Source organism: Citrobacter werkmanii, assembly GCF_008693645.1.
GTDB lineage: Bacteria > Pseudomonadota > Gammaproteobacteria > Enterobacterales > Enterobacteriaceae > Citrobacter > Citrobacter werkmanii.
The window spans coordinates 2,457,959-2,472,411 of sequence record NZ_CP044101.1 but is presented as its reverse complement, the minus strand read 5'-3'; the positions used below and the strand labels follow the sequence as shown (position 1 = coordinate 2,472,411).

General features: G+C 53.0%; 11 protein-coding genes and 2 tRNA genes. 8 read left to right on the top strand and 5 right to left on the bottom strand.

The window, feature by feature from the left end; genetic code table 11:
- The first annotated feature begins 51 nt into the window (after nt 1-51).
- The 7 genes from FOB24_RS12510 (at nt 52) to FOB24_RS12480 (ending at nt 7,396) form a co-directional block, all read left to right on the top strand.
- On the top strand, nt 52-1,161 hold the full coding sequence (locus tag FOB24_RS12510) for an AI-2E family transporter (RefSeq protein ID WP_150344985.1): 1,110 nt from the start codon (nt 52-54) through the stop codon (nt 1,159-1,161).
- 118 nt (nt 1,162-1,279) lie between these two features.
- Complete coding sequence (locus FOB24_RS12505; protein ID WP_150344984.1) at nt 1,280-3,064, top strand: diguanylate cyclase; 1,785 nt, start codon at nt 1,280-1,282, stop codon at nt 3,062-3,064.
- 218 nt (nt 3,065-3,282) lie between these two features.
- Nucleotides 3,283-4,287 (top strand): tryptophan--tRNA ligase, encoded by a 1,005-nt coding sequence (trpS, locus tag FOB24_RS12500; RefSeq protein WP_137347227.1) that lies wholly within the window; start codon nt 3,283-3,285, stop codon nt 4,285-4,287.
- A 401-nt stretch (nt 4,288-4,688) separates the two neighbouring features.
- A tRNA-Val gene (locus FOB24_RS12495) sits at nt 4,689-4,765 on the top strand.
- A gap of 4 nt (nt 4,766-4,769) precedes the next feature.
- Nucleotides 4,770-4,846, top strand: a tRNA-Val gene (locus tag FOB24_RS12490).
- Between the two features lie 215 nt (nt 4,847-5,061).
- Nucleotides 5,062-6,669, top strand: coding sequence for an FAD-NAD(P)-binding protein (locus FOB24_RS12485; RefSeq protein WP_121528998.1), 1,608 nt, complete (start codon nt 5,062-5,064; stop codon nt 6,667-6,669).
- A 4-nt stretch (nt 6,670-6,673) separates the two neighbouring features.
- Nucleotides 6,674-7,396, top strand: coding sequence for a substrate-binding domain-containing protein (locus FOB24_RS12480; RefSeq protein WP_121528997.1), 723 nt, complete (start codon nt 6,674-6,676; stop codon nt 7,394-7,396).
- On the opposite strand, the gene FOB24_RS12475 is transcribed toward FOB24_RS12480, so the two are convergent.
- From FOB24_RS12475 to puuE, 4 genes are all read right to left on the bottom strand, one after another.
- The gene (locus FOB24_RS12475) at nt 7,383-8,135 is read right to left on the bottom strand and encodes an ABC transporter ATP-binding protein (RefSeq protein WP_079224361.1); all 753 of its coding nucleotides are present in this window, start codon (nt 8,133-8,135) and stop codon (nt 7,383-7,385) included. The two genes, FOB24_RS12480 and FOB24_RS12475, sit on opposite strands and share 14 nt — an antisense overlap.
- Nucleotides 8,132-9,136: a FecCD family ABC transporter permease gene (locus FOB24_RS12470; protein ID WP_121528996.1), complete on the bottom strand. Its 1,005-nt coding sequence runs from the start codon at nt 9,134-9,136 to the stop codon at nt 8,132-8,134. The genes FOB24_RS12475 and FOB24_RS12470 overlap by 4 nt, the downstream gene beginning before the upstream one ends.
- Nucleotides 9,123-10,178 (bottom strand): ABC transporter substrate-binding protein, encoded by a 1,056-nt coding sequence (locus FOB24_RS12465; RefSeq protein WP_121528995.1) that lies wholly within the window; start codon nt 10,176-10,178, stop codon nt 9,123-9,125. The genes FOB24_RS12470 and FOB24_RS12465 overlap by 14 nt, the downstream gene beginning before the upstream one ends.
- A gap of 176 nt (nt 10,179-10,354) precedes the next feature.
- Nucleotides 10,355-11,617 carry a 4-aminobutyrate transaminase gene (gene puuE / locus FOB24_RS12460; protein WP_121528994.1) on the bottom strand — a complete coding sequence of 421 codons (1,263 nt, stop codon included), beginning with the start codon at nt 11,615-11,617 and terminating at the stop codon, nt 10,355-10,357.
- Nucleotides 11,618-11,723: 106 nt separating this feature from the next.
- Here puuE and pdxR point away from each other — a divergent pair, with 106 nt between their 5' ends.
- Nucleotides 11,724-13,199 (top strand): MocR-like pyridoxine biosynthesis transcription factor PdxR, encoded by a 1,476-nt coding sequence (gene pdxR / locus FOB24_RS12455; RefSeq protein ID WP_121528993.1) that lies wholly within the window; start codon nt 11,724-11,726, stop codon nt 13,197-13,199.
- A gap of 42 nt (nt 13,200-13,241) precedes the next feature.
- Here pdxR and FOB24_RS12450 read toward each other — a convergent pair whose 3' ends face one another.
- Nucleotides 13,242-14,450 (bottom strand): c-type cytochrome, encoded by a 1,209-nt coding sequence (locus FOB24_RS12450; RefSeq protein ID WP_121528992.1) that lies wholly within the window; start codon nt 14,448-14,450, stop codon nt 13,242-13,244.
- Nucleotides 14,451-14,453 lie beyond the last annotated feature (3 nt).

Genomic DNA, 14,453 nt, shown 5'->3' with positions numbered 1-14,453 from the left:
TCCTCAGAACGGTTCTATAGTCGGGACTGCTTCTCATTACAGGATTCACCGATGCGATTTAACGGACTGACCAAAGGTTTCTTCATTTTCATACTTGCCCTCGTTACCTGGGCGTTCTTCGACGTGCTGTCCCCCTACTTTTCCGCCATTTTGTGGGCCGCGATCTTAACGACTATTTTTAACCCGGTAAAAAACAGGTTGCGCAGCGCACTTGGCGAACGCAACGGGCTGGCATCGTTAATAACCATCGCCATTATCTGTGTAATTGTCTTTATCCCACTCATGGTGATCCTGTCATCGCTGGCCATTGAACTCAATGTGGTGTACAACAAACTGCAACAAAACGACACGCAGTTTCCCGAAGTCGTCACCTCTATTCTTTCGTATCTTCCTGGCTGGGCGCGAGGATTCCTCGCAGAACACAATCTGGATAATGTTGCAGAAATCCAGAAAAAGCTGTCCGACATTGTGTTGCAAGGCGGCCAGTACCTTGCGGGCAGCGCGTTCCTGATCGGTAAAGGGACATTCGGCTTTGCCATCAGCTTTGGCATCATGCTGTATCTGCTGTTTTTCTTGTTAAAAGATGGACCTTATCTGGTACGCCAGATTCTGGACTCATTACCGCTTTCTGATTTTGCCAAACAGCATTTGTTCGCCAAATTTGTCGGTGTAACGCGCGCAACCGTCAAGGGCACAGCAGTTGTGGCTTTAGTTCAGGGGATTCTTGGCGGCATCGCGTTTGCGATTGTGGATATCGACGGCAGCGTTCTGTGGGGCGCATTAATGGCGTTTCTCTCTCTGGTGCCTGCCGTCGGCTCGGCAATCGTCTGGGTACCCGCAGCCATATTCCTCTTCGCTACGCACCAACTGTGGCAAGGGCTGTTTATCGTCGGGTTCTTCGTGATTATCGTCGGTCTGGTGGACAACATCCTGCGCCCGCTTTTGGTAGGAAAAGACACCAAAATGCCGGACTACCTGATTCTGATAACCACCCTCGGCGGGATGGAGATTTACGGCATTAACGGGTTTGTGATTGGCCCCCTGATCGCCGCGCTGTTCATTACCTGCTGGAACCTGTTTTCCGGGCGCGATCATGCCGGTAACGTGGAAGGTATCGACGAAGCCTTTATGGAAGAAGGAAAAAATCCTCCAGATTTATGATGTCAGGACGATAACAGAAGGCGGCCCAGAGCCGCCTTTTTTATTTTCACGCAAAATCATACGTTTCCTATAATTTCAATCATGCTAATTGATTAATCGTCGCAGAAGGAACTAATCAGTGCGAATAGCCACAATCACCAACTGGGCCTACAGCGCGACGGTATGCCTGACCATCGCCTCCGGCGTTGTCATGCTGATGGCGTCCAACGCCGATAACACCGAACGCCAGGTGGTGGAACAACGTTATAAATTTGACCAACTGACCGAAGAAGTGGAACTCGATGCCTGGTCGCTGTCTGATATGGCGCGTCTCTACGTGGTCAGTAAAGACCCTGATGCTTTGAACAACTATCGTCAGAAAGAGGCGTCACTGAAAGCCGTTGAGCATCGCCTGGCAGCGTTGAAAGATGCCGGAGCGACAGGTGAAGAACTGGCGCTATTGCATGAAGGATTGCAGATTGTTGATGCTCTGCAGGACGAACAAACTGCAGCGCTGGCCAGCGTCGCGCGGGGAGAGCACACACAAGCGATTGCCCTGCTCTTCAGCAAAACCTATGAACAGGAACTGGAGCGGGCACAGGACCGGATTGACCATTTCCGCCAGTTGCTCGACAACCGTGTACTCAATGCCATTGAAGATGCCACTCAGGCGTCACGTACACTGCGCACAGCCTCTGAAGTGATGGTCGGTCTTACGGCGCTGCTATTTTTGTTCGTTCTTGGGTTTATATTGAAGCGCCGTGTGTTGCGCCCGGTGGTGCGTTTGAGCGATGTAGTTAACCGTTTGGCATCGCAAGATTATGCTGTCGAGACACCCAGCTTTAACCAGATCGATGAAATTGGCGATATGGCCCAGGCGATCCGGATTTTTCGCGAGAACGGGCTGGCCCGTCAGCGGCTGGAGAAAGAGAGAGACGCCGACTGGGGGATCCGCGAACTGCTGGCGCGCATGACGCAGCGTCTGCAGGGGTGCGAAAGTTTTGCCGATGTTATTAATGTGGCGGAACTGTTCGCGCCGAATATTGCTCCAGGTATCGCCGGCCGACTGTACATACTGGATCGGGAGCCCTGGCAGATGCGCTGCGTTGCGCAGTGGCTCTCACCAGAGGGTAAAGCCGATGCTTTTCACCCGGACGAATGCTGGGCGGTACGCCGTGGCCAGAGCCATCCACCGGTACAAGACGAACCGGATATCGCCTGTTACCATCTGCCTGAGTCGTGTCAGCGGCAGACCTTATGCGTGCCGCTGATTGCCCAGGGTGAAGCCATCGGCCTGCTCTCATTCCAGAATCTCAGCGAGGATTCCACCTCATCTCGCGCCTACCTGGAACTGATGGCAGAAGCACTCGGCCTGGCATTAGCCAACCAACGCTTGCGCGATGCGCTGCTGGAGAAAGCGCTATACGACCCCCTAACCGGTCTGCGCAATCGTCATCATCTTGAAGATACTCTCCGTACCCAGATGAGCCAGGCAGTTCGTACCCAAGAACCGATCAGTTGCCTGATGATCGATATCGACCATTTCAAAAACATCAATGATCGCTTTGGCCATGAGGCGGGCGATAGTGTGATAAAAAGTATCGCCGCCATTATTCAGCGCGTTGTCCACGACAGCGGCATGGCTTTCCGTTACGGGGGCGAAGAGTTTCTGGTCCTGCTGGCAGGTGCGGATGAACAGGCGGCCAATAGCTTTGCGACGGATATTTACAACGGCGTACGCGAATTGTCACTGCGCTTTGGCGTATCCGATATCGGTCACGTGGATGTCTCTATCGGTGTTGCCAGCTACCCGCAGCATGCCCAAAGCGATAATCTGCTGCGTGCCGCAGACGTCGCGCTGTATCGCGCAAAAGAACTGGGGCGCTCGCGCATTGTGAGCTTTGGCATGCTGGAAGCAAGCTGAACTATGTCAGTTGTCGGCGCATTGCTTTACCTCTACGTCAGGTAGTGGTAAGTTGACCGTATGAACACCAGACACGATATCAACACTTTTACTCATAATCTGTGGTGGCTGCCTTCTTAAAGGCGGTCAGAATGTGTTTCCCCCATTTTAAATAACCGCCGAAAGGCGGTTATTTGCATTTGAAGACCCCTTTCGGTTTTACGATCAAGGAGTCTTATATGAACAACAAAACCATCATCCTCACTGGCGATCGTCCTACTGGCCCGCTGCACCTCGGCCACTATGTTGGCTCGTTGCGCCAACGCGCCACGCTGCAGTACGATTATCAGCAGTTTATATTGGTCGCAGACCTGCAAGGACTGACCGATAACGGTAGTACGCCACAAAAGATCCAAAACAACATTCCCGAAGTGCTGGCTGACTATCTCGCCGCGGGCATAGACCCCTCACTCACCACCATTTGTTTGCAATCGGCCTTGCCCGCCCTTGCCGAACTGACCGCGCTTTATATGAACATCGTTACCGTGGCGCGCGTGGAACGTAATCCTACGGTCAAAAACGAAATTGCGCAGAAAGGGTTCGCCCGCTCGTTACCGGTTGGCTTTCTGGTTTATCCCATCAGTCAGGCGGCAGATATTTCAGCCTTCAAAGCTGAAGTGGTTCCGGTCGGCGACGATCAACTGCCGATGATCGAACAGACCAATGAAATCGTGCACAAAATGAATAGCTTGTTACCTGCCCCAGTCTTGTCGCATTGCAAAGCGTTGCTGAGTGAAACCAGTCGTCTGCCCGGTATCGACGGTAACGCCAAGATGTCGAAATCACTAGGTAATACAATTCTGTTGTCCGCCAGCGAGGAAACCATTCATCGCGCCGTCAGCGCAATGTACACCGACCCTAACCATCTGAAAGTGTCCGATCCGGGGCAGATTGACGGCAATATCGTATTCACCTACCTCGACGCGTTTCACCCAGATAAAATCAAAGTGGCGGAGATGAAAGCGCATTATCAGCGCGGCGGATTAGGTGACAGGGCATGCAAAAATGAGCTGGAGATGTGCTTGCAAGAACTCATCGCGCCGATGCGCGAGCGTCGGGCAACTTACATTCAGGATAAAGGCATGCTGATGGCGATGCTGAAAAAAGGCAGTGAACAGGCGCACGAAGTCACACAGCAGACATTAAGAGAAGTGAAACAAGGGCTGGGTTTACCGGTGTTCTGAACACGAATAGAAAAATACAGGATGACTGATAACTCCCGCTAAACTTGAAAAATGTGGTTACGCTTAAGTTTTTCAATAGCATAACCGCTATTAAGAGAGTGAGATGTAACTATCTTATTATTACGCCTCATTATAAAAAGTTCGAATTCTCTTCTTTACGCCTGCCAGGGTCCGTGCCCATGCAGGCTTTTTTTTCACTAACAACTTTTCGGATATCAGTCAACCACTAATGTCCAGTCCATCGCCCCCTGAATAAAAAACACGCTGCAAAATCAACAAAATATAATCAACTTGCTTAATTACTCTGCAAACGCGTGAGATCCGGAAGAAAAATGCGATTTCCCTCTTGCCTCATTCGGTCTGTGCCGCTAATATTCGTCCCCGTTGTCACCTACAACGTTGCGTTCATAGCTCAGTTGGTTAGAGCACCACCTTGACATGGTGGGGGTCGTTGGTTCGAGTCCAATTGAACGCACCATATTGCGTCCGTAGCTCAGTTGGTTAGAGCACCACCTTGACATGGTGGGGGTCGGTGGTTCGAGTCCACTCGGACGCACCATATCACTTTTGATGTGGTGCCTTTCTCCTTATATTATTCTCGATAAAATCCCCTAATTGTTGTTGCCGTCCTGAGCGATTTCGCTATTCTTGCTGTCTATCCCGTTTGTCTCCTGCGCCGTTATCGACCACACTTATCCTGCTTCGCTTGTTTTCGGCACAATGCCGACACAGAACATCGATCACAGGGCATAAAAATAATATCAGGTGGATAAGATGAACAAGATCGCTATCGTCGGTACGGGACCGACAGGAATCTATACGTTACTCGCGCTTCTCAAGCATCAAACCCCGCTTTCAATTAGCCTCTACGAACAATCGAATGAAGCTGGGGTAGGCATGCCCTATAGCGATGAGGAAAACTCGCGATTGATGCTGGCAAATATCGCTAGTATTGAAATACCCCCCATTACCTCTTCTTATCTTGACTGGTTACGCCAACAAAGCGTTGAACATTTAGCCCGTTATGGCGTGAAACACGCCTCGCTGCATGACCGACAATTTCTGCCGCGAATTCTGCTCGGTGAATATTTTCGTGACCAGTTTTTACGCCTTGTAGACCTTGCGGACAAACAGGGGTTTAACATCACCGTACACGAATCCTGTCAGGTCAAGGATGTCAAAGCCACAACGGATGGCGTTGTTATTTGCAGCGATCATAACGACCCGGAGCACTTTGATCTTGCTGTCATCGCCACGGGTCACGTCTGGCCTGACGCACAAAGCGCATCACGCACTTTCTTCCCGAGTCCGTGGACCGGGCTTATGGAGGCAAAAATCCCGGCGTGTAATGTAGGAATTTTGGGTACGTCGCTGAGCGCTATTGATGCGGCTATGGCCGTCGTCGCACAACACGGTAGGTTTGTATTAGATGATGCGCAGGGTGTTCATTTCGAAAGAAATGAAGGCAGTCAGGATCTCAACATTCTCCTCATGTCCCGTTCTGGCATTCTACCGGAAGCCGATTTTTACTGCCCTCTCCCCTACGAACCACTCTCCATTGTGACTGCTGAGGCACTGGAACAATGTATTGCAGTTGGTTCTGCTGGGCTGCTGGACAGGATCTTTATGCTCATAGTCAAAGAAATTGAGCTGGCAGACCCTGTCTGGAGCAAAGAAGTCGCCCTCTCTTCCCTGAACGCCGACAGCTTTACAGATGTCTGGTTCGCTGCCCGTAAAAAGCACGATCCGTTTCACTGGGCCGCAGCCAATCTTGAAGAAGTCGAACGCAATAAACGTGAAAAACACACGGTTGCCTGGCGTTACGCTATTCTGCGACTGCATGAGGCCGTACAGGAAATTGTCCCGTGGCTGGATGAGAAAGACAGAGAGCGGTTTAACAATGGACTTGCTCGCGTCTTTATCGATAACTATGCAGCCATTCCTTCACAGTCGATCCGTAGATTACTGGCGCTGCGTGAGGCCGGGATCCTGAATATTCGCGCGCTCGGTCAGGATTATCAGTTAGAGCAAAAAGAGAAAATGACGGTGATACGCGCTCAGGGCGAAACCTATAAGTTTGACGTTTTTATCGATGCCAGAGGCCAGAAAGCGTTAAAAATTAAAGATCTGCCATTTCCATCGCTGCGGGATCAACTGCAATCCACGAGTGAGGAAATACCGGATGTCGGCGATGACTATACGTTACAGGCGCCTGATATCGTCCGGGGCCGCATTGCGCTCGCCGCACTTCCCTGGCTGATGCACGATCAACCGTTTGTGCAAGGGCTTACTGCCTGCGCAGAAATTGGCCAGTGCGTCGCGCAAGCCATTTCCCGGCCAGCCACGCGTCTTCGTCGACGCTTACCCTATTACGAGGCGTGACGCGATGTCTTCTTCCATCACTCTGCTTGCAGCCGGCAGTTTACGTCCGGCACTGACTCCGCTGATAACCCATTTCACGCACATAAGTGGAATAGATGTGAAAGTGGAATATGGTCCAGCCGGTTTACTGCGCGAGCGGATTGAAGCAGGCGAACCCTGTGCGCTGTTTGCTTCGGCCAGTCAGGAGCATCCGCAGCGCCTTCTGGCTCAGCATAAAGCTCTCTCAACGCACACCTTTTGCTGGAACCAACTGGGTCTGGTTACCAACCGGACCGGTGAATGGCTGGATTTGCTGCGAAACCCTACCCTGCGAATTGGTACCTCTACGCCCGGCTGTGACCCTTCCGGGGATTATACCTGGGCATTTTTTGACAAGATGGATGCGCTGGAGAGGGGCCTTGGGCAGCAGCTTCGCGAAAGGGCCATTCCCCTGGTTGGTGGTCGAGACACCGTGAGGATCCCGCAGGGAGAACTGGCCAGCGCCTGGGTCCTGCGTCAGGGACTGGCCGATCTGTTTATCGGCTACGCGCATTATGCAAAAACGCTCCGCACACTACCCAACGTTCGTTATGTAGCGATTCCGGCTGAATATAACATTCAATGTGAATACCAGTTGGCGCTGCTGGAGGCATCCAAAGATGCGCTGGCGCTGGTTGAGTTTATGCTCGGCAACGGCGGTCAGGAATTTCTGATCGCCGCCGGTTTTATACCACTTACCGACGAATAGAAAACAGCGGCGCAATAAACGGCGTCTGGTAATGGTCAACGTTCACTTTTCGCAGCGGTAATCCATAGGCCTGGGACAGATTATCTTCCGTCACGATGCTGTCCGTCGGCCCTGCCCGCCATTTTCCTTCAGGAAGCAGCAGCAGCGTATGCGTGGCTATCTGTAGCGCATGCAGCGGATCGTGGGTTGAAAACAGCACGCTGCAGCCTTGTTGGCGAGCCAGATCGCTGATGAGCTGCAGCACCACCTGCTGATTAGCGAGATCCAGCGCGGAACATGGTTCATCAAGCAATAACGTCTGGCATTCCGTGACCAATGCCCTGGCTATCATCACTAACTGTTGTTGCCCGCCAGAGAGTGAACCAAACGAGCAGGCCCCAAGATGTGCGATATTAAGTTGCTCCAGCGCCTGCGCTGCCCTTTTTTGATCCTGCTGGCTGGGCTGCGCAAATAACTTCACGTGTTGTGCCCGCCCCATCAGTACCACATCGCTGACCGTATAGGGAAACGGCAGATGACAATGTTGCGCCACAATCCCAATTCCACCGGCATTCTCAATACTGCCGCCCAAAGCAGGCAGCGTGCCGGTTAGCGTATCGAGCAGCGTACTTTTACCCAGACCGTTACGTCCCAGCACCGCCCAGACCTCACCTTTCCGGCAACTGAACGTAAGCGGCTCAAATAGCGGTGCGCGATACCCGTAAGTCAGCCGATTCACGCGCAGTGCGACAGATTTCATTGTTTCCTCCGACGGCTGTTGCGGATGAGTAAAAAAGCAAACAGCGGCGCGCCAAATAATGCAGTGATGATCCCCAGCGGGATCTCCGCAGGCATCAGGGTGCGCGCAATATCATCCACCACAATCATAAAACCGCCCCCCAGCCAGAAGGCACAAGGGAGCAACCGACGATGATCGACACCCACCAGCAAACGTGCCAGATGCGGAATAACCAGACCGACCCAGGCAATACTGCCGCTTACCGCCACCTGAGCGGCGACTAAAAAAGCGCAGCACACCAGCACGCTGCGTCGCAGAGGAACCACCGCCACGCCCAGCGCTCTGGCATCTTTATCATTGAGCGATAGCAGATTTATCCGCCAGCGTAACTGATACAAAACCGTCGCGGCGATACCCACCGGAATCGCCAACAGCAGAACTTTATGCCAGTTGGCCGTCGCAAAACTCCCCAGCAGCCAGAACACAATGTTCGGTAACGTCTCTTCGGTATCCGCCTGATACTGAATCAGACTCACCAGTGCGGCAAAGAAACCGCTCAGAATGATACCCGACAGGATCAGCACCAGCGTATTCTCCAGCCCCTGCAATGTAGCGATGGCATACACCAGAATCAGCGCCGTCAGACCGAAGAAAAACGTTGAGCCCATCATCAGCCACGGCGACAGGCCGAGCAGAATAGCCAGCGTACCGCCAAAGGCAGCCCCCGACGTCACGCCGATAATATGCGGGTCGACCAGTGGATTATGAAATACCCCTTGCAGCGTCGCGCCGCATAAACCTAACGCGCCCCCCGCCAGCAACGCGATCAGAATACGTGGTAACCTGACCGTCCAGACAATCTGGCTGGCAATCCCTTCGGCGTCGCTATAGTGCGTCAGATGGTAAAATACCTCGCTTAACGACAGCGGATATTGTCCGAGGCACAGCGAGCTGACGCCCAGTAATAAGACCGCCGCCATTAGCAGCGGCTGCTGGGGTAAAATGCGGTTACTTAGCTGCATCAGACTGCCAGTTCACACGATAAAAACGCTGATAGTAGTCTTGCGCCTGCGCATCGACATCCACGTCTTTATAGGCGTCCGGATACAGTTTTTTGGCCATCCACAGTTCACCTATCGCCAAGGCTTCCGGCATCGGATACCCCCAGGCTTTGGCGTATTCCGGCATCAGCCAGATGCGATGATTTTTCACCGCATCAATCCCCTGCCAGTTGGGATCGTTTTGGATCTCAGTCACCACCTGCGGGTAACGGTCCTGAACAAAAATTACCTGCGGATTCCACGCTAATACCTGCTCAAGCGCGACCTGACGGGCGCCTTTCACACTGGCCGCCGCCACGTTTAATCCCCCCGCATGCTGCATCATCAGTCCCGTATACTTCCCGGAGCCGTAAGTCATCAGATCAGGGTTAGCCATATAAATACGCACCTTTTGCGCATCAGGAATGTTGGCAACTGGCGCGTTGAACTTTGCCCGCGCCGCAAAAACGTAATCGATCAACGTTTCTGCCTGCGCTTTGCGCCCCACAACATCCGCAATCAGGCGAATCCCCTGTTTTAACCCTTCGTTGTAGACCTGCTCTTCATCGGCCATAGTCGGATTCATTTTATTCTGCTGACCATCAGCATCCTGACGCAATGAGATAGCGACCACCGGAATACCGGCGTTCTGAATCTGCTGAATCATCTCCGCAGGCGCATAGTTGGCAACAAAGACGACCTGTGGGTGAATCGCCAGCAGGCTCTCGATATTCACGCTGGTGAGATCGCCCGGCGTCGGCAATGTCGTTATCTTCGGCATAAAACGCGCGAATTCAGGCCCGAGTTGTTTTTTCCAGCTCGACATTACACCAACAATGTCTTGCTGGGCGTTGAGTTGCACCAGAATATTCAGCGTCTGGTGTTGCAGCACAACCACTTTGTCGACATGGTCTGGAATCGTGATCTGACGACCAAGCTGATCGGTAATCGTACGCTCGGCCTGCGCAGAGAACGCCACCAGGAAGCTGGCGCAAACCAGCACAAAAGAACGGAGAGTTAACATGGGGTACCATCTGGATGAGAAGTAAAAGCGGTATATATTAAATTACATAACGAAGTGACTGGCAACCCATTCCCGATGATTACCACGCGGTACACGAGGAAGATCAATTTATGCTGGCAAAAATAAAGCCGACGGCAATGACCACCGTCGGCTTTGGTTGATAGTGAGTGGCTAAACTATTTCGTCGCAGCTTTAATGATATCGAGCGCTTTCGCAAACTGATCCTGCGGAATTGTCAGCGGGTAAAGGAAACGAATAACGTTGCCGTACTGGCCACAGGTTAACAACAGCAATCCCTGCTCAAGGGCTTTCTTCTGCACGCGATGCGCGACGGCAGCGCTGGGCTCCCCCGTCGCTGCATCGCAAAATTCAGCAGCAACCATTGAGCCTAAGCCGCGCACTTCGGCCAGCTCAGGGCACCATCCTTGCGCGTCAGTCAGGGTGGCGCGCAGTTGTTCGCCGAGAGCCGCTGCTCGTTGGCACAACTGCTCATCACGAATAATATCCAGTACCGCATGCGCCGCCGCAATCGACAACGGGTTGCCGGCATAGGTACCACCCAGACCACCCGGCGCAGGCGCATCCATAATTTCTGCCTTGCCTACCACGCCAGACAGCGGCATCCCACCCGCCAGGCTTTTTGCCATCGTCATCAGGTCCGCTTTGTCGGCGTAGTGATCCATCGCAAACAGTTTCCCCGTACGCGCAAAACCACTTTGCACCTCATCGGCAATCATCACGATGCCATGCTCATCACAGATACGGCGGATCCCGGCAACAAACTCCGACGGCGCCACCACGAAACCGCCTTCGCCCTGGACCGGTTCGAAGATAATCGCCGCAACCTGAGTTGGATCGATGTCGGCTTTAAACAGGCGTTCAATCGCTTTTAGCGAATCCGCCGTGGAGACACCCTGCAACTCAGAAGGATATGGCGCATGGTAAACGGAACCCGGGAACGGGCCGAACCCTTTTTTATAGGGCGCTACTTTGCCGGTCAGCGCCATCGTCATGTAGGTACGTCCATGAAAACCGCCGCCAAAAGCGATAACACCGGGACGACCGGTATGCGCGCGGGCGATTTTCACCGCATTTTCCACGGCTTCTGCGCCAGTAGTGAAGAATGTGGTTTTGCGTTTACCGTCAATCGGCGCAACGGCGTTGATTTTCTCAGCCAGAGACACATAGCTTTCGTACGGTACAATCTGATAAGCCGTGTGGGTAAAAGCCTGCAGTTGGGCTTCGACTGCCTGCACCAGACGAGGATGACGGTGCCCGGTGTTCAGCACGGCAATCCCGGCGGCAAAATCAATATACTGATTACCCTCAATATCGGTAATCGTGCTGTTTTCTGCCGACTGGGCGTAAAAATCACACATGACACCCACGCCACGCGGGGTGGCATCCAGACGACGTTGTTGCAGGTTTTTATTGTTCATTCTCTACACCTTGTCCATAAATACATTTCAGTTGAATTACCCTTCAAATTTAGTCGCCATCTGGTACTTTAATCGAGAGCCAAATCGTTTTATTTTAAGGATCCAAATGCGTTCACTTGCCGGAGATGTGATCAAGCAAGCATTTAGCCAGCAGACAGATGAAAAATTACATCGTCGCCTGTATGCCGCCATCTGTAGTTGCATCCTTGAGGGCAGCCTGAAACCGGCTACCCGCATGCCTCCCTCGCGGGATCTGGCGGGCGAACTGACGTTATCGCGAAACACCGTCTTGCGGGTTTACGAGCAGTTGCAGGCCGAAGGCTATATCTCTGCGCGCACCAGCAGCGGCACCTTTGTTAGCGACAGCGTGCTCGACAATCTCGACCTCCGCCCCAACAAAGAGCCAGTGGCTGTTGCGCTTGAGGATCACACCCGCTTATCTGCCCGCTGCCTTGAACTGCTGGGGCATGCCAGCGCCAGTCCCCGGCAATGGGGAGCCTTTATTCCTGGCGTGCCTGATGTTCAGCATTTTCCTCACCGGGTGCTCAAAAAAATCCAGGATCGGCTGGCAAGGCGACTACGCCCGGCGTTTCTCACTTACGATGCCGCAGGCGGGGTGAGTGAATTGAAAGAAGCGCTGGCAGACTATCTGCGCACCGCCCGGGGTGTACGTTGTTCGCCTGATCAAATTCTGATTACTGAAGGTATTCACCAGGCGTTGGATCTGGTAACGCGTGCGTTGTGCAATCCGGGTGACAGTGCCTGGATTGAAGAGCCAGGCTATTGGGGGATAAAAAACATTCTACGCATCAACGCGGTTCACTTTTCGGCAATCCCGGTTGATGAGCAAGGTATGATTCCGCCAGGCCCAACAGAACCCGCACCGAAGCTGATTTTTGTGACACCGTCACATCAGTATCCGCTCGGTTCGGTAATGAGTCTGAGCCGTCGGCAACAGCTTCTCTTGCGCGCCCGTGAAACGCGAAGCTGGATAATAGAAGATGATTACGATAGCGAGTTTCGCTTTTCCGGGCAGCCTATTCCGTCATTACAGGGACTGGAGGAAGAGACGCCGGTTATCTACATCGGAACATTCAGTAAGACCCTTTATCCCGCACTGCGACTCGGGTATGTGGTACTGCCCAAACCGCTAGCCGCGCCGCTTAAAAAGGTTCATAACGACCTCTATCGCGGCGGACATTTGTTGATTCAGGCCGCGCTGGCGGAGTTTATCCGCGAGGGATACTACGCGGCGCATATTCGAAAAATGCGCCAGTTGTACAGTCGTCGTCGCCAGATGCTGGTGGAACTGATTACCCGCCAACTTGGTGAGCAATATCTTGGCTCCTTCAGCAGCAACGCCGGGCTGCATATGATTTTACAGCTACCCGCCGGAAGTGATGACGTCGCCATAGCCCGGCAAGCGAATGCGCAAGATCTGCTGGTGCGTCCGCTGTCTCGTTACTACGTGAATGAAGAGAAATGCAGCGGCCTGCTGTTGGGGTTTGCCAGTATTGAAGAACATGAAATGGCGGCGGCGTTTACCCGACTCGCGACGATTATCAGGGAAAACGCCGTATAAGCACTGCCGGATAGCGGTGCTCGCACCTCTCCGGCATGCTGTTTAATGTGACGCTTTTTTAACGCCAGCCAAATCCTCCTGGCTTACTTCACCATTCCCTTCCCCCCAACTTTTACGCACGTAGTTAATTACGTCACGCATTTCGCTGTCGGTTAACATGCCGCCGTAGGCTGGCATCTTAAAGGAGACGCTGCCCTGCGTTGTCGGGGTTTCTGCGCCATAGGCAATCACTCTGTACAGTGGCGTCGGGTCATCCACCATCACCAGCGGATTGCGGATCAACGAAGGTGCATTATCATCCGTACCTTTGCCTTCCAGACCGTGACACGTTGAGCAGTAGCGGTTATAGGTCACTTTGCCCGCCTCGGCTGAATTCGACCAGGATGTCGTAGTCCCTGCGGTACGCCCCGCTTCAGGCTTCGTACTTTTCAGGCTCAGCAGATATTGTGCGATTGCCGTGGCATCTTCGTCCGTCAGATACTGTGTACTTTGCGTAACGACTTCAGCCATCGAACCAGAAACCGCGGCATGTTTACTTTTACCGGTCAGCAACAGCGATTTTAACTCCGACTCCGACATTCCGGTGCCCCGCAGCGACGGCGCATACCAGCCGTCGATCATCGCGCCGCTCAGATACTCGGGATCGGCATTGCTGTACGCTTTTTCGTTCATCGCCACACCTCTCGGTGTATGGCATGAACCGCAGTGGCCCGGGCCTTCCACCAGATAAGCGCCTCGTTTTAGCAGGACCGCGTTTTCATCCGTTTTCGCGCTCGCAACAGCCGTCTCTGGCGCGTCGGTAAACAACCAGTTCCAGATATGCAGCGGCCAGCGGGCGGAGAGTAGCCACGGAATGGCATTCTCTTTATTGGGTTGTGCCGACGGCGTGACGTCATGCATAAAATAGCGGTACAGCGCCTGAACATCCTCGTCAGAAAGCTTCGCGTAAGAGGGATAAGGCATGGCCGGATAGAGCGGATGACCATCTTTGGCAATCCCCTGACGTACCGCCTTTTCAAAATCCTCGTATGCGTAGCTACCAATCCCCTGTGTCTTATCTGGAGTTATATTGGTCGAATAAATATCCCCAAGCGGAGTGGGAAACTTTTTACCCCCTGCCATCGCCGCGCCACCTTCCGTCGTGTGACAGGCTACGCAGTCAGAAATCCTCGCGATGTATTCGCCATGCGTTTCAGCCGCAGAAACCGTGGCGGTAAATAAACAGGCAGCAAGAACGGTTACATTACGCATAGA

What these genes read in the sequence shown, in the direction of transcription:
- FOB24_RS12480 (WP_121528997.1), top strand. Translation starts at nt 6,674, where the DNA reads ATGTCTTCTTCCATCACTCTGCTTGCAGCCGGCAGTTTACGTCCGGCA.
- puuE (WP_121528994.1), bottom strand. Translation starts at nt 11,617, where the DNA reads ATGAACAATAAAAACCTGCAACAACGTCGTCTGGATGCCACCCCGCGT.
- FOB24_RS12470 (WP_121528996.1), bottom strand. Translation starts at nt 9,136, where the DNA reads ATGCAGCTAAGTAACCGCATTTTACCCCAGCAGCCGCTGCTAATGGCG.
- FOB24_RS12465 (WP_121528995.1), bottom strand. Translation starts at nt 10,178, where the DNA reads ATGTTAACTCTCCGTTCTTTTGTGCTGGTTTGCGCCAGCTTCCTGGTG.
- FOB24_RS12475 (WP_079224361.1), bottom strand. Translation starts at nt 8,135, where the DNA reads ATGAAATCTGTCGCACTGCGCGTGAATCGGCTGACTTACGGGTATCGC.
- pdxR (WP_121528993.1), top strand. Translation starts at nt 11,724, where the DNA reads ATGCGTTCACTTGCCGGAGATGTGATCAAGCAAGCATTTAGCCAGCAG.
- trpS (WP_137347227.1), top strand. Translation starts at nt 3,283, where the DNA reads ATGAACAACAAAACCATCATCCTCACTGGCGATCGTCCTACTGGCCCG.
- FOB24_RS12510 (WP_150344985.1), top strand. Translation starts at nt 52, where the DNA reads ATGCGATTTAACGGACTGACCAAAGGTTTCTTCATTTTCATACTTGCC.
- FOB24_RS12485 (WP_121528998.1), top strand. Translation starts at nt 5,062, where the DNA reads ATGAACAAGATCGCTATCGTCGGTACGGGACCGACAGGAATCTATACG.
- FOB24_RS12450 (WP_121528992.1), bottom strand. Translation starts at nt 14,450, where the DNA reads ATGCGTAATGTAACCGTTCTTGCTGCCTGTTTATTTACCGCCACGGTT.